Origin of the sequence: Xanthomonas bromi (genome assembly GCF_900092025.1) — a bacterium.
Classification (GTDB): domain Bacteria; phylum Pseudomonadota; class Gammaproteobacteria; order Xanthomonadales; family Xanthomonadaceae; genus Xanthomonas; species Xanthomonas bromi.
On sequence record NZ_FLTX01000006.1, the window covers coordinates 49,645 to 68,539 of the forward strand.

10 protein-coding genes are annotated in these 18,895 nt (G+C 64.3%); all 10 read left to right on the forward strand.

All coding sequences use genetic code 11. From position 1 onward, the window contains the following. Window positions 1-226: 226 nt before the first annotated feature. The 10 genes from XBLMG947_RS02525 to XBLMG947_RS02570 all read left to right on the forward strand — a co-directional run bounded on the left by XBLMG947_RS02525 (window position 227) and on the right by XBLMG947_RS02570 (window position 18,838). Window positions 227-2,935, forward strand: a complete 2,709-nt coding sequence (locus XBLMG947_RS02525; protein WP_065466231.1) for a TonB-dependent receptor — start codon at window positions 227-229, stop codon at window positions 2,933-2,935. A gap of 156 nt (window positions 2,936-3,091) precedes the next feature. Next, on the forward strand, window positions 3,092-5,986 hold the full coding sequence (gene galA / locus XBLMG947_RS02530; RefSeq protein WP_065466232.1) for a beta-galactosidase GalA: 2,895 nt from the start codon (window positions 3,092-3,094) through the stop codon (window positions 5,984-5,986). Next, the gene (locus XBLMG947_RS02535; protein ID WP_065466233.1) at window positions 5,983-8,379 is read left to right on the forward strand and encodes an alpha-N-acetylglucosaminidase; all 2,397 of its coding nucleotides are present in this window, start codon (window positions 5,983-5,985) and stop codon (window positions 8,377-8,379) included. Before galA ends, XBLMG947_RS02535 begins: the two co-directional genes overlap by 4 nt. A gap of 121 nt (window positions 8,380-8,500) precedes the next feature. Next, a complete protein-coding gene (locus tag XBLMG947_RS02540) occupies window positions 8,501-9,661 on the forward strand; it encodes an acyltransferase family protein (RefSeq protein ID WP_065466234.1) in 1,161 nt (386 codons plus the stop codon). 255 nt (window positions 9,662-9,916) lie between these two features. Next, window positions 9,917-10,639, forward strand: coding sequence for a GntR family transcriptional regulator (locus XBLMG947_RS02545; RefSeq protein ID WP_065466235.1), 723 nt, complete (start codon window positions 9,917-9,919; stop codon window positions 10,637-10,639). A gap of 43 nt (window positions 10,640-10,682) precedes the next feature. Next, the gene (locus XBLMG947_RS02550) at window positions 10,683-11,960 is read left to right on the forward strand and encodes a sugar MFS transporter (RefSeq protein WP_065466236.1); all 1,278 of its coding nucleotides are present in this window, start codon (window positions 10,683-10,685) and stop codon (window positions 11,958-11,960) included. 38 nt (window positions 11,961-11,998) lie between these two features. Then, a complete protein-coding gene (locus XBLMG947_RS02555) occupies window positions 11,999-13,066 on the forward strand; it encodes a LacI family DNA-binding transcriptional regulator (RefSeq protein WP_065466252.1) in 1,068 nt (355 codons plus the stop codon). A 6-nt stretch (window positions 13,067-13,072) separates the two neighbouring features. Then, window positions 13,073-14,101, forward strand: coding sequence for an SIS domain-containing protein (locus tag XBLMG947_RS02560; RefSeq protein ID WP_065466237.1), 1,029 nt, complete (start codon window positions 13,073-13,075; stop codon window positions 14,099-14,101). A gap of 2 nt (window positions 14,102-14,103) precedes the next feature. Continuing rightward, window positions 14,104-15,258, forward strand: coding sequence for an N-acetylglucosamine-6-phosphate deacetylase (gene nagA, locus XBLMG947_RS02565; protein WP_065466238.1), 1,155 nt, complete (start codon window positions 14,104-14,106; stop codon window positions 15,256-15,258). Window positions 15,259-16,168: 910 nt separating this feature from the next. Further along, window positions 16,169-18,838, forward strand: a complete 2,670-nt coding sequence (locus XBLMG947_RS02570; RefSeq protein ID WP_065466239.1) for a TonB-dependent receptor — start codon at window positions 16,169-16,171, stop codon at window positions 18,836-18,838. Window positions 18,839-18,895: the final 57 nt, after the last annotated feature.

The window sequence follows — 18,895 nt, forward strand, 5'->3', positions numbered from 1 at the left end:
TTGGTCAGCAATGGCATGCGGTGTTCGTCCCGGCAGGGACGCGGCATCGGCACCCACGGGGGGCCGTATGGGGTGCTCGCAGACAACAGATCGCAGGCGGTTCCGGACGTCCGGGACGGGTGGCCTGTGCGCGTGTAGTTGGTGACCCAACGCGGGGATCTGTCATCGCTGATCGATCGGAATGCCAGTCGCGTCGTCGTCCAGCCATTCCACTTCAGGATTTCTCATGTCAGCTCTCCCGCGTGCCCCGCTGCGTTGTTATTCGCCCTCGTCGCTGTCCATTGCCATCGCGCTGTCGTTGCTTGCCGGCAGCTCCAACGCGCAGGCGCAGGAAGCGCCGCCGGCGGCATCGGCGCAGATCTCCCAGCTCGACACCGTCAAGGTCACCAGCTCGTACCAGAAGAGCCTGATCACCGCGATGGACAACAAGCGCGACGACGTGCGCATGACCGACGGAATCTCGGCGCAGGACATCGGCAAGTTCCCCGCCGAAAACATCGCCGAGGCGATCCAGCGCATTCCCGGCGTGCAGATCTCCACCATCAACGGGCGCGGCTCCACCATCAGCGTGCGTGGCCTGGGGCCGCAGTACTCGGCCACTACCATCAATGGACAAGTGATCAAGAGTGCCGATTTCACCGATGGATTCCGCTACGACATCATCCAGCCGGAAGTGGCCGCCGGGATCGAGGTGATCAAATCGCCATCGGCGGACATGGATGCCGGTGGCCTGTCGGGCACGGTCGACATCAACACCACCAAACCACTGGACTACCAACAGACCAAGCTGTTGTTCTCGGCCAAGACCCAATATTCCGAATTTGCCGGCGGCTCGCCAACGCCCAAGGGCGTGCTGACCTATATCGACCAGTTCAAGTTCGGTGGAGGCGATCTTGGCGTGTTTCTCAGTGCCGGCTATCAAAAGCTCAGGGACCGCGCCGATTATCTGTGGATCGACCGTTGGTATACGCAAGACACCGACGCCGGCACCTTGTATATCCCACGCCGCCCGCGTTATCGCTCGATCGAGCGCGAGACGGCGCGCAAGATGTTCGATGGCGGGTTGCAGTGGAAGCCCAGCGAGCAGCTGGAAATGAACCTCACTGCGCTGTATTCGCAGGACAAGACCGCCAACGACATGAACCAGTTGGTGTACTCGTTCGAGCGCAATCCGCTGACGGTGCTGCAGACCAACGGGCTGACCGCCACACGGGTGTCGGCATCGGATTACTGGCTGGAGAACAATCACCAGGTCGAACAACACGATCTGTCCACGCAGTTGCTCACCTACGACTTCAAATGGAAGGGCGATGCCTGGACGCTCAGTGGCGCGGCCAATTACACCCAGGGCAAGACCGACGAGAACGAGCGCGCCGCGATCCTGGGCCGGATCCCCTCGGCGACGCTGCTGGATACCTCCAATCCCGATGCGATCTCGCTGACCACCGATGCCGACGCCACCGATGCCAGCGCCTGGAACAAGACCAATCTGGTGCGTAGCGAATACCCCAACGGCTCCATCCAGTCGCTCAGCAACAAGGAATGGTCGCTGCAGCTGGATGCCGAGCGGTATCTGGAGCTGGGTCCGTTGAACGCGGTGCGCTTCGGTGCCAAATACCGCCGCGAGACCTTCGATCGCGATGTGCGCCGGCGCGATTTCCTGTACTTGCTCAGGACCGGTGCGGTGTCGGGCTTCGATATGTTCCCGGAACTGTCTGCCGCCAACAGCACGGTCAATCATTTTCTCGACGGGCAGCTGGCCTCGCAGGACAGCTGGGTCACCCCGGACATCGCGGCGTATGCGCGCTCGCTGGCGGCTGCGGGCATTACGGTGCCCGTCCTGTTTGCGCCGCAAAGCAGCTACAGCATCGAGAACGATATCTCGTCCGCCTATGCGATGGCGCGCATCGATACCGATGTCGGCAGCATGCGTCTGCGCGGCAACGTCGGCATGCGCTACGAAAATACCAAGCGCACCACTGATACCTACCTGACCCAGGCACAGGCCGTCAGCGATGACGCCAATGTGGTGATCGGCAACGCGCGTGCGCCGTATGAGTATTCCAACTGGCTGCCCAGCCTGAATCTGGTGCTGGACATGCGTGAAGACCTGTTGCTGCGCTTTGCGGCCGCCAAGGTGCTGGTGCGGCCGATTCTCGACAGCGATACCGCCATCGCCTCGACGATCTCCACTGGGACCAATACCGGCGGCACCACCACCTTCATCGTCACCCAGGGGCAGACCGATCTGAAGGCGCTGACCGCCGGCCAGGCCGACTTGAGCCTGGAGTGGTATTACGGCAAAGGCGGCGCGTTGACGGTGGCCGGGTTCTGGAAAAACATCAAGAACGGCACGTTCAATCGCATCGTCTGTCCGGCCGCTTTCAACGGCATTGCGCTGTCCAGCAATGCAGCCGGCGACTGCGTGAGCAGTGACGGCGATATCTACGAGATCACCGCCACCACCAACGATCCGAGCAAGGTCAAGATCCGCGGTTACGAGCTGGGCTGGACCCAGTCACTGGATGCCTGGCTGCCGATCGACGGCTTCGGGGTGACCACCAATTTCACCCGGGTCATTCCGCAGCGCGATACCGATTTCAAGATCCGCAACCTGTCCGAACAGACCTGGAACGCCACCGCGTATTGGGAGAGTGAGCACTACTCGGCACGCCTCTCGCTCAACCATCGCAGCGAGTACGAACAGGACAGCAGCGACAGTTTCTTCGCGCGCGAAGGCCATGTCATGAAGGCGCGCACGCAACTGGATGCGGTCCTTGGCTACCAGGTCAACGACAAGCTGAGCTTCCAGCTGGGCGGCCTGAATCTCACCAACCGAAAGGAAGAAGCGTACAAGGACATCCCCAGCCGCTGGCAGATGACCGGCGTCACCGGTCGCAGCTACTACCTGTCGATGCAGTGGGACATGCTTTGATGCGCGACCAGCGCGCCTCGGGCCGCCGTACGCAGTTGCGTGCGGCGGCTAGCAGCGAATGCAACGGTGCAGGTGCGGTGGACGCGTGCCCGGCAACGGCAGCCGCGCAGGCACGACGCGGCGTGCATGCAATCCACTTGACCGGCGGGCGTTGCCGTGCGCAGGCGTGAGTTCCTCGCTGGCAGTGTCTGTGCTTCCTCGCTGCTTGGCGTGCCTGCGTTGGTGTCCGGAGCGGCAGCCACCGGAACCACGCGTGTCGGCAAGGGCGCCAAGCCGCGGCCCGCGCCGCAAACATTGGCGGCAGATGACGGCGGCCAATGGCTGGATCTGGACGAGGGGTGGCGCTTCCATGCCGGCGATCTGCCGTTTCCGCGCCTGCTCGCGCAGGACGAGACCTACGACAATGCCAAGGGCGGCCGCGCCTGGGGCGCGGCGGCGCCGGACTTCGACGATACCGCCTGGCTGCAGCTGCAATTGCCGCACGATTTTGTGGTGGAGCAGGCGGTGCGCGCGGATGCCAACATCGCGCAGGGCTATCGCCCGCGCGGGATCGGCTGGTACCGCCGCACGCTGCGGCTGGAAGAGTCCATGCGCGGGCAGGCGGTGGAATTGCGTCTGGACGGTATCGCCAGCCATGCCACGGTGTGGGTCAACGGCATGCTGCTGGCGCGCAGTTGGAGCGGCTACAACGGGCTGGTGATCGACCTGACGTCCGTCGCCCGCTACGGCAATGCCTTGAACAGCATCGCCATCCGCGTCGATGCCGAGGCCATGGATGGCTGGTGGTACGAAGGCGGCGGCATCTACCGGCACACCTGGCTGGTGCTGCGTGCGCCCCTGCATATCGCCGGCGACGGCCTGGCTGCGGTGCCGCGCGAAGGTCCGGGCGATGTCTGGCAGGTGCCGGTGCAGCTGGACCTGCTCAACAGCGGCGAGCAGCCTGCTGACGCATGGGTAGAGGTCGTCTTGCGCGATGCGCATGGCGCTGTCGTGGCGCAAGGCCAGACGCAACTCAGTGTCGCTGCCTTCGGTACTGCGCAGGCGGCGCTCAGCATCGCGGTGCCGCAGCCGCAGCGCTGGAGCGTGGAAACGCCGGTGCTGTATCGCGTGCAGGCCAGCGTGCGCGGCGCAGACGGCCGTAGCGACCGTGCCGCGTGCGACATCGGCTTTCGCAGCCTGCGCTTCGATGCCGACCATGGCTTCTTTCTCAATGGCTGCCCGCTCAAGATCAAGGGCGTGTGCCTGCACCAGGACCACGCCGGCGTTGGCGTGGCGCTGCCCGATGCCTTGCATGTCTTTCGTCTGCAGCGGCTGAAATCGATGGGCTGCAATGCCATCCGTCTGCACCATGCCGTGGCGCCGGAACTGCTGCAGGCCTGCGACCGTCTTGGCATGCTGGTGATGGCCGAGAACCGGCTGTTCAATCCTGCGCCGGACTATGTGGCGCTGCTGCGCAACATGGTGCGGCGCCAGCGCAATCATCCCAGCGTGTTCCTGTGGTCGCTGCTCAACGAAGAGCCGCTGCAGGGCACCGCCAACGGTTACGCGATCATGGCGCGCGCCGCCAGCGCGGTGCGCGCGCTCGACGACACCCGCCCGATCACCGCCGGAATGAACGACGGCATGTTCGCCACGCGCGGCGCTGCCGATATGGTGGACGTGCTCGGTTTCAACTATCGCCAGTACAACTACGACCGCGTGCATGCGGCGCGTCCGTGCACGCCGATGCTGTCCAGCGAAGACACCAGTGCGTTCCAGACGCGTGGTGCGTGGTTCACCGATCTGGACGCACACGTGGTCGCCGAAGACGACAGCCTGGCTGCGGACTGGGGCAATACCCATCGCCGCGCCTGGCAGCTGATTGCCGAACGCCCGTTCGTCGCCGGCAGTTTCGTGTGGACCGGCTTCGATTATCGCGGCGAACCCACGCCGTTCGAATGGCCATCGGTGGGATCGTTCTTCGGCATCATGGACCAGTGCGGATTTGCCAAGGGCGCCTATTGGTTGCGCCGCGCCTTGTGGATCGACGATGCGCCGGTGTTGCATCTGTTGCCGCACTGGAACTGGCCCGGCCGCGAAGGTCAGCCGATCAAGGTGATGGCGTTCTGCAATGCCGCGCAGGTGGAGCTGTGGCTCAACGGCCGCTCGCTCGGGAAACAAGCGGTGGATCGCGCGCAGTCGAATCAATGGCAGGTGGATTACGTGCCGGGCGTGCTCGAAGCGGTGGCCTGGCGCGATGGGCAGGAAGTGGCGCGCACGCGGGTGGAAACCACCGGCGCGCCGGTCGCGCTCAAGCTCACTCCCGACCGCAGTGGGCTACGCGGCGATGGCCGCGATGCGCAGCCGGTCACCTTGGAAGCGGTGGACGCGCAGGGGCGTCACGTGCCCGATTGCAACGCAGTATTGACACTACAGGTCAGCGGCGGCCGGTTGCTGGGTGTCGGCAATGGCGACCCCAATTCGCATGCTGCCGATCAGAGCATGCAGGTGGCCTTGTTCAACGGATTGGCGCAGGCGATCGTGCAAGCCGGGCGCGGTGCAGGGGCGTTACGGCTGCAGGCGCGTAGCGCTGGCTTGCGCGATGCGGTCATCGAGATCGCCTGCGTGGCAGTGCCACCGCCAGCGACGGTGCCGAGCGTGGCGCCGGTGATGGTGGTCGAAAGCTGGCGCCACACCGCTGCCTTCGCGCAGCCGCCGGCGCCGGATCTGTCGCGTCGGCCCAACGACAATAACAGCTGGAGCAACACGCTGCCCGGCACGCTGGAAAGCGCTCCCGAGCGTGCCGGCTATGTGCTGTACCGCACCCAATTCACGCCCTGGCAGGGCGTGCAAACCCACGGCGGCACGCTCGATCTGGGCCGCCTCAGCGGGCCGGCGCAGGTGTTTCTGGATGGTCGCGCGGTTGCCCGTGCAGCGGCCGGCACGCCGATTACATTGACGCTTGCTCCCGCCGCCGGCGCACGCACACTGGCGGTGATCCTGCAGGTCGCTGCCGATCAGCCGTTTGGATTCCACGACGTCGTCACCGTGCATTACCGGAAATCGCCATGACCGCCCCACTGTTTTCCCCGTCGTCGCCGGCGCGCCTGTTCGCGGCGGTGCTGGGCGCGTTGCTCGCCATTCCCGCCACCGTGCTGGCCGCGCCGCCCGCACAGGCCGTGCTGCAACGCTTGATCGGCTCGCGCGCTGCGCAGTTCGAGATGACCGTGGCGCCGCGCGGAGACGGCGCGGACTGGTATCGCATCGATGCCGGCGGCGACACGGTGCGCATCGCCGGTTCCTCGCAAGTGGCATTGGCGCGTGGTGCCTATGCTTATCTCGGCCAGGCCGGCGCCGCGTCGATGAGTTGGGAAGGCGACCGCGTGGCGCTGCCGGCGCAATGGCCGGCCTACCGCAGCGGCCAGGTGCGCACGCCGTTTGCCCATCGCGCCTATCTCAACACCTGCACCTACGGCTACACCACACCGTTCTGGGACTGGCCGCGCTGGCAGCGCGAGATCGACTGGATGGCCTTGCACGGCATCGACATGCCGCTGGCGATGGAAGGCCAGGAAGCGATCTGGCAAGCGCTGTGGCGCGAGTTCGATGTCAGCGATGACGCACTGGCGGAGTATTTCTCCGGCCCTGCGTTCACGCCGTGGCAGCGCATGGGCAATATCGAAGGCTATCGTGCGCCGCTGCCGCAGCAATGGATCGACAGCAAGCGCGTGCTGCAGACGCAGATCCTCACCCGCATGCGCGAGTTGGGCATGCAACCGGTGCTGCCGGCATTTGCCGGCTACGTGCCCAAGGCGTTCGCGCACGCCCATCCAAAGGCACGTATCTACCGCATGCGCGCCTGGGAAGGCTTCCACGAAACCTATTGGCTGGATCCGCGCGATCCGTTGTTCGCCAAGGTCGCGCGGCGATTCCTGGAGCTGTACACGCAGACCTATGGCGCAGGCGAGTTCTACCTGGCCGATGCCTTCAACGAAATGCTGCCGCCAGTGGCCGACGACGGCAGCGACGTGGCCGCCGCCAAGTACGGCGACAGCATCGCCAACTCGGATGCCGCACGCGCCAAGGCGGTACCGCCAGCGCAACGCGATGCGCGCCTGGCCGAGTACGGGCAGGCGTTGTATCGCTCCATCGCGCAGGTGAATCCGAAGGCCACCTGGGTCATGCAGGGCTGGCTGTTCGGTGCCGACCGCGAATTCTGGCAACCGCAGGCGATCGCCGCATTTCTCGGCAAGGTGCCCGACGCGCGCTTGATGGTGCTGGACATCGGCAACGACCGTTATCCCGGTACCTGGAAGGCCTCGCAGGCCTTCGACAACAAGCAGTGGATCTACGGCTACGTGCACAACTACGGCGCCAGCAATCCGCTGTACGGCGACTTCGCATTTTATCGCCAGGATCTGCAGGCCTTGCTGGCCGATCCGGACAAACGCAATCTGCGCGGCTTTGGCGTGTTTCCGGAAGGGCTGCATAGCAACTCGGTGGTCCACGAGTATCTCTACGCGCTGGCTTGGGAAGGCCCGCAGCAATCCTGGTCGCAATGGCTCGCTCAGTACACGCGTGCGCGCTACGGCCGCAGCGATGCGGCATTACTGAGTGCGTGGTCTGATCTGGAAGCAGGCATCTACCAGACCCGCTACTGGTCGCCACGCTGGTGGAACAAGCGTGCCGGTGCCTACCTGCTGTTCAAGCGGCCGACGGCCGACATCGTCAAGTTCGACGATCGCCCCGGCGATCCGCAACGTCTGCGCCGCGCCATCGATGCGTTGCTGCAGCAGGCCGACCGTTATGCCGATGCGCCGCTGTACCGCTACGACCTGATCGAAGACGCGCGGCATTACCTGAGCTTGCAGGCCGACCGTCAATTGCAGGCGGTAGTGCAGGCGTACGACGCCGGCGACTTCGCACGCGGCGATGCGCTGCTGGCGCGCACCACGCGCCTGGTGCAGGGGCTGGATGCACTGGTCGGCGGTCAGCACGAAACCCTTGCCGACTGGACCGGCCAGGCCGCAGCGGCCGCTGGCAACGATGCCGGGTTGCGTCGCGCCTATGTCGGCAATGCGCGTGCGCAGGTCAGCGTCTGGGGCGGCGGCGGCAACCTGGCCGATTACGCGTCCAAGGCGTGGCAGGGCATGTATGCGGATTTCTATCTGCAGCGCTGGACGCGCTTTCTCGGTGCGTACCGCGCTGCACGCAAGGCCGGTACGCCGTTCGACGCGGCGGCAGTGGATCAGCAGCTTGCAACATGGGAACGCCAATGGGCCGATCAGGACCAGGTGCCGAAGCGTCAGCCACCACACGATCCACTGAGCTTGCTGCACAGCTTGCTGGCGCAGGTGGACGCGCCAGGCGCGGCGCAACGCGCGTGGCAGGAGCACGGACAAGGCCGGTCGCAGGAGAGTGCGCACCCCACCGTGCGCGGCACCCTGCAAGGAGCGGTCCAATGAAGGGCTCTGTCTTGCACGGTGGGGCGATGCGCGCGCGCGAGTGCGTCGATGCGAGGACCCAGGCCACGAGCGGTGCGTGTGCATGCCGCATCCGTCTCGACGACGTCGGCGAGGGAGTGCAATGAGCGCACACACACCCGTGGCTGCCATTGCAACCGCACCGCCAAAGCGCGAACGCTTCCTGTCGCTGGACGTGTTCCGCGGCCTCACCATCTTCCTGATGATTCTGGTCAACACCGCCGGGCCAGGCGCGCAGGCATACGCGCAACTGACCCATGCGGCCTGGTTCGGCTTCACCCTGGCCGATCTGGTGTTTCCCTCGTTCCTGTTCGCCGTTGGCAGCGCGATGAGTTTTGCGCTGGCAACGAACACGCCGCATCGGCAGTTTCTCGGCCGCGTGAGCAAGCGCGCGGTGTTGATCGTGCTGTGCGGTGTGCTGATGTACTGGTTTCCGTTTTTCCATCTGCAGCCCGATGGGGGATGGGCGTTCACCGCGATCGATCAGATCCGCCTGACCGGCGTGTTGCAGCGGATTGGCCTGTGCTACCTGGCCGCGGCGTTGCTGGTGCGCTATCTGCCACCACGCGGCATCGCGCCTGCCTGCGTGCTGCTCCTGCTGGGCTACTGGGCAGTGTTGTATGCCTTCGGCCAGCCCGGCGAGGAATTGAGCAAGACCGGCAACGCTGGCACCCGGCTCGATCTATGGTTGTTCGGGCGCGCGCATCTGTACCGCAAGGACGGCGGCTTTGATCCCGAGGGCCTGCTGGGCACGTTGTCGGCCACGGTCAACGTACTGGCCGGCTATCTGGCCGGGCGCTTCCTGCAGGGGCACGGCAAGACCCCTGCCAGCACACGCACCTTGTGGTTGGTAGGCGCGGGGCTGGTGGTGCTGGCGCTGCTCTGGGCGCCCGCCTGGCCGTTGTCGAAGAAGCTCTGGAGCGGGTCGTTCGTCGCTTGCACGGTCGGCCTGGATCTGCTGGCGCTGGGCGTGCTGGTGTATTTGCTGGAGTTGCGTGGCTGGACCGGAGGCAGCGGCGTGTTCACCGTGCTCGGGCGCAACCCGCTGGCGATCTACCTGTTCTCCGAATTGTTCGTGGTGGTGCTGCGGCTGCTGCCGGCCGGCAGCTCCGGCCTGGACCTGTACGCCTGGTTGGGCATCCGCGTGTTCCAGACCATCGCGCCGGGCCCACTCGGGTCGCTGCTGTGCGCGCTGAGCTACACGCTGGTGTGTTGCGCCGTGGGTTGGTGGATGGATCGGCGACGCTGGTATCTGCGGCTGTGACTGCATCGCCAATCGGGCGATGCGCCAGTCTGCCGCACTGACCGGCTCCGTCCACGGCGGCACCATGCCGACCAGGGGATGCAGTCCATGGGGCGCGTCATGGCGGGTCGGATGTCCCAGGCTTATACGGGTGATCGCGGCCTGATGCGCGCGGGGCAAATTGGTACTATATTGGACCTAACAAATTTAAGTCGGTCTGGAGGACAGGCAATGGCCAAACCGAGAACCAACGCCAGGACGGACGACGACCCCAGGATGGAGGCGCTGGCGCTGGATGTCTCCGCGCCGACCCCGCTGTATCTGCAACTGGCCGCCAAGCTCACCGACGCCATTCGCGGCGGTCAGTGGAAGGCCGGCGAGGCGCTGCCGGCCGAGCGCCAGCTGTGCGAGCGGCTGCAGATCTCGCGGGTCACCCTGCGCCAGGCGGTGGATGTGTTGGTCGAACAAGGTCTGGTCTCGCGCCGGCAGGGTGCGGGCACCTTCGTCACTACCCAGATCCAGCATCAGCTCAGCGGCCTGACCAGTTTCAGCGAGACGCTACGCATCAAAGGCTACGAGCCCGGCACGCGCTGGCTGGAGCGGCGGTTGCGCCCGGCGCACGGCGAAGAGATTTTGCGGTTGGGGTTGTCGCCGGATGCGGCGGTGGCCTCGCTCACGCGTCTGCGCAGCGCCGACGACCGCGTCATGGCCTACGAACATGCGGTGTTGCCGCAACGCATCGTGGCCGACCCGCAGCAGATCGGCGATTCGCTTTACAGCTATCTGGATACGCAGGGCACGCCGGTGGTGCGCGCCCTGCAATATTTTCGCGCCATCAATCTGCCGGCGCGATTGGCAGAACATCTGCGCATGAAAACCGGCGAGGCGATTTTGCACGTGGTGCGCGTGGGCTATGCCCGCGACGGCAGCGCGATCGAATTGACCGATACTTATTGCCACAACGATTTCTACGATTTCGTCGCCGAACTGCGCCGTTGACGCCGACGGCATTCCTTACGACAACCTTAGAGCCAGCCGATCCATGACTACCGCCAGGCCTGCAAATCCCGTTGTCTCGATCGCCATCGTCGGCGTGCTGTTTTTCATCATCGGCTTTTTCACCTGGATCAACGGGCCGCTGATCACCTTCGTGCGGCTGGCGTTCGATCTCAATGAGGTCAATGCGTTCCTGGTGCTGATGGTGTTCTACCTGTCGTACTTCTTCCTGGCATTGCCCTCGTCTTGGATTCTCAAGCGCACCGGCATGAAGAAAGGTCTGGCGTTGAGCCTGGTGGTGATGGCCGTCGGCGCAGCAAGTTTCGGTCAGTTCGCCACGCAGCGTTGGTATCCGGGCGCGCTGGGCGGCCTGTTCGTGATCGGTAGCGGCCTGGCCTTGCTGCAAACCGCGATCAACCCGTACATCAGCATTCTCGGGCCGATCGAAAGCGCCGCGCGCCGCATCGCCTTGATGGGCATCTGCAACAAGATCGCCGGCATCCTGGCGCCGATCCTGATCGGCACGCTGGTGCTGCATGGCATCGGCGACCTGTCCGAGCAGGTGGCCAGCGCCGATGCCGCCACCAAGGAAACCTTGTTGACTGCGTTCGCCGCCAAGATCCATGCACCGTATCTGGTGATGTCCGGCGTGCTGCTGCTGCTGGCCGTCGGTGTGCTGTTCTCGCCGCTGCCGGAGCTCAAGGCGTCCGAGGCCAATGCCACGCCCCACGCCAAGAGCGGCGTGCAGAAATCCAGCATTTTCCAGTTTCCGCATCTGTGGCTGGGTGTGCTGTGCCTGTTCGTCTATGTGGGCGTTGAGGTGATGGCCGGCGATGCCATCGGCACCTACGGCCACGGTTTCGATCTGCCGCTGGACAGCACCAAGATCTTCACCTCCTACACGCTGGGCGCGATGTTGCTGGGCTACATCGCCGGGCTGGTGCTGATTCCCAACGTCATCTCGCAGGCGCGCTATTTGAGCGTATCTGCGGTGCTGGGCGTGCTGTTTTCGCTGGGCGCGTTGTTCACCCATGGCTACGTGTCGGTGGGCTTCGTCGCCGCGCTCGGCTTCGCCAACGCGATGATGTGGCCGGCGATCTTCCCGCTGGCCATCCGCGGGCTGGGCCGCTTCACCGAGATCGGATCGGCATTGCTGGTGATGGGCATCGCCGGCGGCGCGATCATTCCGCAGCTGTTTGCCATTCTCAAACAGCACTACGACTTCCAGCTCGTGTTCGCTGCGCTGATGGTGCCGTGCTATCTGTACATCCTGTTCTATTCGCTGCGTGGTTATCGCGTGGGCCTGCCGGCCCAGGCCAAGTGATCGCGGACATGATGCGTGCCGACGGACAAGGTACATCCATGCGCAGGCCCACCATCAAAGATGTCGCCGAACGCGCCAAGGTCTCGTTGAAGACCGTGTCGCGGGTGATCAACAACGAGCCATCGGTGATGCAGGCCACGCGTGCGCGCGTGTTGCGCGCCATCGCCGATCTCGACTACGAACCGGATCCGTCTGCGCGCAATCTGCGCAGCGGCACGCCGTTCGTGATCGGCCTGGTGTACGACAACCCCAACCCGTACCACATCATCGGCATCCAGAACGGCGTGCTGGCCGCGTGTCGCGAAACCGGCTTCGGCTTGCAGATCCATCCCTGCGATTCCACCTCGCCGTTGTTGGCCGAAGAACTGGCCGAATGGGTGCAGCGCTCGCGTCTGGCCGGTGTGGTGTTGACCGCGCCGATGTCCGAACGCCCGGAGTTGTTGGCCGGGCTGGCGGCGCGCGGCATCAAGAGCGTGCGCATCATCGCCGCCACCGATGATCCCGGTGACGGCCCGTGCGTGCATATCGACGACCGTGCTGCCGCCTATGAAATCACCGAGCATCTGATCCAGCTCGGCCATCAGCGCATCGGTTTCCTGTGGGGCGGCCCGCAGCATCGCTCCAGCGGTGAGCGCTACGCCGGCTACGAAGCCGCGCTGAAGGATTACGGCATCAACCTGGACAAGCACCTGGTCATCCCGGGCGACTACACCTTCGACGATGGTTTCCGTGGTGCGCGCCGGCTGCTCTCGCTGCGCGAGCCGCCCACCGCCATCTTCGGCAGCAACGACGAGATCGCTGCAGGCGTGTTGGCGGCAGCCAAGTCCATCGGCATGAACGTGCCGTATGAATTGTCGATCGCCGGGTTCGAAGACAGCCCGTTCTCGCGGCAGTCGTGGCCGGCATTGACCACCGCCAAGCAGGCCACCGAAGACATTGCCCGGCATGCCGCGCGCTTGTTGATCAGCCAGTTGCGCAGCGATGCCTACGACGACCAGCCCGCGCAATTGCAGAACCGCGGCTTCGTGCCGCAATTGGTCGTGCGCGGCTCCACCGCGCCGGCGCCCGCCTCCATCGGCAAACCCCTCCTCCCCGAATCCGCCTGAGCCACGATGAGCCTTCCCTCCGAAACCGACACCTTGATGTTCCGCGAAGCGGCGCAGACCGCCGATGTGGTTGCTGCACAGTTCACCCGTAACGCCAGCACCATCGCCGCGCTTGCGCAGTCGCTGCGCGACACGCCGCCGCCGTTCGTGGTGACCTGCGCGCGTGGCAGTTCCGACCATGCGGCGACCTATGCCAAGTATCTGTTCGAAACCCAGCTCGGCATCGTCACTGCCTCTGCGTCGCCGTCGGTGGGCTCGGTGTATGCGGCGCCGCTGCAGTTGCGGGGCGCGCTGTACATCGTGATTTCGCAATCGGGCAAAAGCCCGGACCTGTTGCGCAATGCCGAAGCCGCCAAGGCCGCCGGCGCGCGCGTGGTCGCCCTGGTCAACGTGGAAGACTCGCCGCTGGCGCAACTGGCCGAGGTGGTGATTCCGCTGTGCGCAGGCCCGGAAAAAAGCGTGGCCGCCACCAAGAGCTATCTCGCCTCGCTGGCCGCGGTGCTGCACCTGGGCGCGGTGTGGAAGAACGACCCGGCGTTGCTTGCCGCGCTCGACGCCTTGCCGCAGCAGTTGCGCAATGCCTGGCAGGCCGATTGGTCTGCACTCACCGCCGGCTTGGTGCCCGCACACAACTTGTTCGTGCTCGGTCGCGGCCTGGGATTGGGTGCGGCGCAGGAAGCGGCGCTGAAGTTCAAGGAAACCTGCGGCCTGCATGCCGAAGCCTACAGCTCGGCCGAGGTCAAGCACGGCCCGATGGCCCTGGTGGGGCCGGGCTTCCCGGTGCTGGTATTCGCACAGCCCGACGAAACCGGTGCCGGCACCCGCGCACTGGCCGAAGAATTTCGTGCGCGCGGCGCGCAGGTATGGCTGGCCGCGCCCGGTGGCGATTTGCCGCTGGCAGATGCCGCGCATCCGGCCTGCGCGCCGCTGCTGACCGTGCAAAGCTTCTATCGCGCGATCAACGCACTGGCGCTGCAGCGCGGCAACAATCCCGATCTTCCGCCGCATCTGAACAAGGTCACGGAAACCGTCTGATCATGCACGCTCTCACGACTCAGGCACTGTGCAATGTACGCGTGCTCACCGACCACGGATTGCAGGAAGGCCTGGTCGTGCTGCTGGCTGGCACGCGGATCCAGGCGATCGTGCCGGCCGACGACGCGCGCGTTGCGCAGGCGCACATGCGCGTGGATCTGGGCGGCGCCACCTTGTTGCCCGGCTTTATCGACATCCAGGTCAATGGCGGTGGCGGGGTGTTGTTCAACAACGCGCGCGACCTGCAGGCGCTGGCCACCATTGCCGCCGCGCATCGTCGCTTCGGCACCACCGGCATGCTGCCGACCTTGATCAGCGACACCGCGCAGGTGATGGCCGAAGCGATCGACGCTACCCGCCAAGCGATCGCACAAGGCGTTCCCGGGGTGCTCGGCATCCATCTGGAAGGTCCGTACCTGAGTCCTGCACGCAAGGGCACGCACGACGTGCACAAGTTCCGCCTGCCGGACGCGCATGAGATTGCTGTCGATACCTCATTGGACAACGGCGTCACCTTGATCACGCTCGCACCCGAGCGCGTGCCGTTGGACGACATTCGCGCCTTCATCGCCGGCGGCGCGATCGTCTTCGCCGGCCATACCGCGGCGACCTATGAGCAGGCACGCGACGGCATCGCTGCCGGCGTCAGCGGGTTTACGCACGTGTACAACGCGATGTCGCAACTGGCTGGCCGCGAACCCAATGCAGTCGGCGCGGCGCTGGAAGACCCCAACGTGTGGTGCGGTGTCATCGTCGATGGCGTGCACGTGCATCCGGCCAGCCTGCGCGTAGCGTTGGCGGCCAAGCCACGCGGCAAGCTGTTGCTGGTGACCGACGCCATGCCGATGGTCGGCAGCGACAGCCCCAGCTTCGACCTGTATGGCGAAACCATCACTGCGGTGGACGGTGTGGTACGCAACGCCGATGGCGCACTCGCCGGTTCCGCGCTGGACATGGCCACCGCTGTGCGCAACAGCGTGCGCTGGCTCGGCGTGGACCTGGCCGAAGCCGCACGCATGGCCTCCACCTATCCCGCGCAATGCATTGGCCTGGGCGAACGCCTGGGTCGCATCGCACCCGGCTACCAGGCCGATTTGGTGCTGGTGGATGACGACGTGCAGGTGTTGAACACCTGGGTGGCCGGGCAGCGCGATTAAGGGCTGCTGACGAAACGCTGCATCGCCGCCAGCCGGGTGTGGCCGGTGCTCGGAATCGGTTGCGCCGCCGGTCCGTTGCCGTTCCTGTGCGTCGTCCGTGCCCAGCTGGCGACCGGTTGCTACGTTCTTTGGTTGCTGCACGTCCCGACACGCTGCGTTGCAGGACGCGGCGCTCGCATCTAATGGCTGAATGACGCGGTCTTGCAAACGCTCATGCAGCTGCGGCGTGCATCGCATGCGCGCTTGCGTTCCGCCTTGCTGATCCAAAAACAGGCGAACTGTCTGCGTTGCTGGCTTCAGTATTGACGCTCGGACGACTGACATACTTCGGGTGCCGGCCTGTCTCGCGTCAGCGATGTAACCGGTGCTGCAGTGGTAATGCCGGCATTTGACGCCACACGCGTGCAGATGGCGATCCGCTATCGGGCTGCAGCGCAGTGCGCTTCCTGGCACCGCTTCGCGCGAAGCCATCCTTGCATGCGCAACACACGTTGCCTGCGCAGGCACTCTGCGTTGCAACATTCGGGTGCGCAACCTTGTGCAAGCAGGGTACAAGGCGCAGTGGTCTGCATGTGAGCCAAATGCAGTGAGACAGCGATCACGCCATCATCCCGATATCCGCAGGCAATACGTCGTTTAGCGCATAAACCTGCATGTGAGTAGTGTCGGGTTGACAGTGCAATGTGTGAAAGGCACCTTCGTTGACCACAGTCTCAGCGGGGAAGAATCCGCTCCACGTTTGAGACGACGACAGCCGGCCGTTGTTCCAGCAGTCCGGTTTTTGCCCGCGTGTCGTCACGCAATGCGGGTTGCTGCTCGTATCCGGCACAGGGGCGGATCGCGGGCATGGCACGCGCGCCGTTGTGCAGCCAGACGGTTGCTATTCGATATCAGTCATGAGGTCTACGCAATGCTGTTTCCCCGTATGTCCGCTTCATCTTCTCGTGTGCCGGTATCTGCTTCTGTCAAACCGCTGCGCCACTCGCCATTGAGTGCTGCCGTGAGGCGCTTGCTGGTCGGTGGGGCCACCTTGGCCTGCGTTGCAAGCCTTCCAGCGTTTGCGCAGGAGCAGGCAGCACCCACGCAGCAACAGGCGCCAGCACAAACAAATCCTTCGGTCTCCACGCTGGACGAAATCAAGGTGGTGGGTTACCAGGCCAGTCTGGGTAAGGCGCTCAACGTCAAGCGCAACGCCGATGCGATCGTCGATGCGATCAGCGCCGAAGACATCGGCAAGTTCCCCGACACCAACGTGGCCGAATCGTTGTCGCGCCTGTCCGGCATCACCGTCGATCGCCAGTTCGGCGAGGGCGAAAAAGTCAGCATCCTGGGCACCGACCCGGCGCTCAACCGCGTGCTGCTCAATGGTCAGACGATTGCATCGACCAGTTGGGGCGGCGATCCCAACGACCCGGATAGCCGCTCGTTCAACTACAGCACGCTGGCGCCGGAAGTGGTTGGCTTGATGGAGGTCTACAAGACCCCTGAAGCCCGGATCGACGAAGGCTCCATCGGCGGCACCGTGATCGTGCATACGCGCAGGCCGCTCGATCTGGATCGCAATACGCTCACCGGCACCGTGAGTTATGGCTACAACGATCGTTCCGATCAAGGCAAGCCGAATGCGTCGGCGCTGTATAGCTGGAAGAATCAGGACGAAACGCTGGGCGTGTTGACGTCGGTGATGCATTCGCAGCGTGTCTTGCGCCGCGATGGCGTGGAGATCTTCGGCTACGATAATGTGCAAGGCGCCGGGTTTCCCGCCGCTGTGGTCGGCAACAACACCGGTGTGTTCCCGACCTCGATCAACACCGCGTTGTTCCAGCAGACGCGCAAGCGCGATGGTGTCAGCGCCGCGCTGCAGTGGAAACCCGATGCCGACTTCGAGCTCAACCTGACCGGCCTGTACGTCAAGGAAAGCTTCGATAACTACAATCAGAGCCGCTACGGCTACTGGGGCTCCAATCCGGGCGACGCACAGGCCTTGGGCTTCGAAAACGGCGTGGCCACCTCCGGTACGTTTGGCGACCAGTCCACCACGTTCCTGGATGGCTACCTGCGCAACAGCGACGTCACCACCGGCAGCATCCACTTGCGTGCCGACTGGCATGGCGATGGCTGGAATGCGTCGAGCCAGGTGGGCTACACCAGCTCGCAGGGCGGTGCCGAGCGTATCTACGGTATCCAGTTCCGCAATCTCGCCGGCTATCGCTACAACATCGACGGGCGCCGTACCGCGATGGACTACAGCACTGATCCCACCAATGCGGCTGCCATGCAGCTCAACAACGCCTCGGCCAGCCACAGCCCGCAATACGACAAAGAGCGCTATCTGCAGCTGGATGTCGATCATGCGGTGGAGTGGGGGCCGTTTACGCAGATCCTTACCGGTATCAAGCTCACCAATCATGCCACCGGGCAGTCGGCCTATAGCCGCACCTGGGCCCCAAACGATGGCAGCACGCTTGCGGCGTTCTCGCCGGGCACCACACCATCGGGCTATCTGGATGGACTCTCGACCAGCGCCGACATGCAGCGCTGGTCTACCATCGATCGGGGTGCGATCAGCCGGTACATCGGTGGATTGGAGGGCGATGACGGGTTGCCCATCAGCTATGCGGGCAACTACAGCATCGAGGAGCAGAACCGTGCATGGTTCCTGCAAGGCAACTTCTCCGGTGAGCGTTATCGCGGCAACATCGGGGTGCGCTACGTGCATTCGCGCGATTCCACAGGTGGTTACAGTTATGCGCCGGGTGGCGGCTACACGCCGGTCAATTTTCTGAGTAGCTACGGCAAATGGCTGCCCTCGTTCAATCTTGCGTACGACTTGCGCGATGACCTGATGCTGCGCTTTGCCGCCTCCAAGGTCATCGCGCGGCCGCGCTACACCAACATGACCCCGTATGTGGCCACCGACGACACCACGCTGACGGCGTCGACCGGTAACCCGGGTCTGAGCCCGTACGCGTCGACCAACCTCGGCGCATCGCTGGAGTGGTATTTCTCCGACAGCAGCTTGCTCAGCGGTGAATTCTTCTCGCGTGACATCTCCAACTATATTTTGACCACCGTGCAGGACCGCGTGTTCTTCAATAACGCCACTGGCGGATCGAGCACCTACCAGACATCGGTGCCCACCAATGCAGGCGATGCCAAGGTGCGCGGTGTGGCGCTCAATCTGCAGCATAATTTCGGCAATGGCTTCGGCGTGGTAGCCAACTACACCTATTCCGATTCCAAGACCGATGGCGACTACAGCCTGCCGTACAACTCACGCAATGCGTACAACATCAGCCCGTACTACGAGCAAGGCAAGTGGAGCGCGCGGGTGAATCTGGGCTGGCGTTCGGAATACTTCACCCAGATCGGCCGGCTCAACGGTCAGCAAATGACCGATGCATTTACCCAAGTGGATGCATCATTCGGTTACCAGGCCACCGAGCGCTTGCGCGTTGCGCTGGAAGCCACCAATCTGCTGGATGAAACCTACTTCAGCTACATCGGCAACAAGAACCAGCCGTACTACATCTACAAGAACGGCCGCTCTTTCATGCTGAGTCTAAATTTCAAGTTGTGATGCCTGACCGGGGCGGCTGCACGTGTGCAGCCGCTTTTATTTGATTGCGGACAACCC

Excerpts from the sequence above, each read along its gene's own strand:
- XBLMG947_RS02525 (WP_065466231.1), top strand. The coding sequence starts at position 227 with ATGTCAGCTCTCCCGCGTGCCCCGCTGCGTTGTTATTCGCCCTCGTCG.
- nagA (WP_065466238.1), top strand. The coding sequence starts at position 14,104 with ATGCACGCTCTCACGACTCAGGCACTGTGCAATGTACGCGTGCTCACC.
- XBLMG947_RS02570 (WP_065466239.1), top strand. The coding sequence starts at position 16,169 with ATGCTGTTTCCCCGTATGTCCGCTTCATCTTCTCGTGTGCCGGTATCT.
- XBLMG947_RS02555 (WP_065466252.1), top strand. The coding sequence starts at position 11,999 with ATGCGCAGGCCCACCATCAAAGATGTCGCCGAACGCGCCAAGGTCTCG.
- XBLMG947_RS02545 (WP_065466235.1), top strand. The coding sequence starts at position 9,917 with ATGGAGGCGCTGGCGCTGGATGTCTCCGCGCCGACCCCGCTGTATCTG.
- XBLMG947_RS02560 (WP_065466237.1), top strand. The coding sequence starts at position 13,073 with ATGAGCCTTCCCTCCGAAACCGACACCTTGATGTTCCGCGAAGCGGCG.
- XBLMG947_RS02535 (WP_065466233.1), top strand. The coding sequence starts at position 5,983 with ATGACCGCCCCACTGTTTTCCCCGTCGTCGCCGGCGCGCCTGTTCGCG.
- XBLMG947_RS02540 (WP_065466234.1), top strand. The coding sequence starts at position 8,501 with ATGAGCGCACACACACCCGTGGCTGCCATTGCAACCGCACCGCCAAAG.
- XBLMG947_RS02550 (WP_065466236.1), top strand. The coding sequence starts at position 10,683 with ATGACTACCGCCAGGCCTGCAAATCCCGTTGTCTCGATCGCCATCGTC.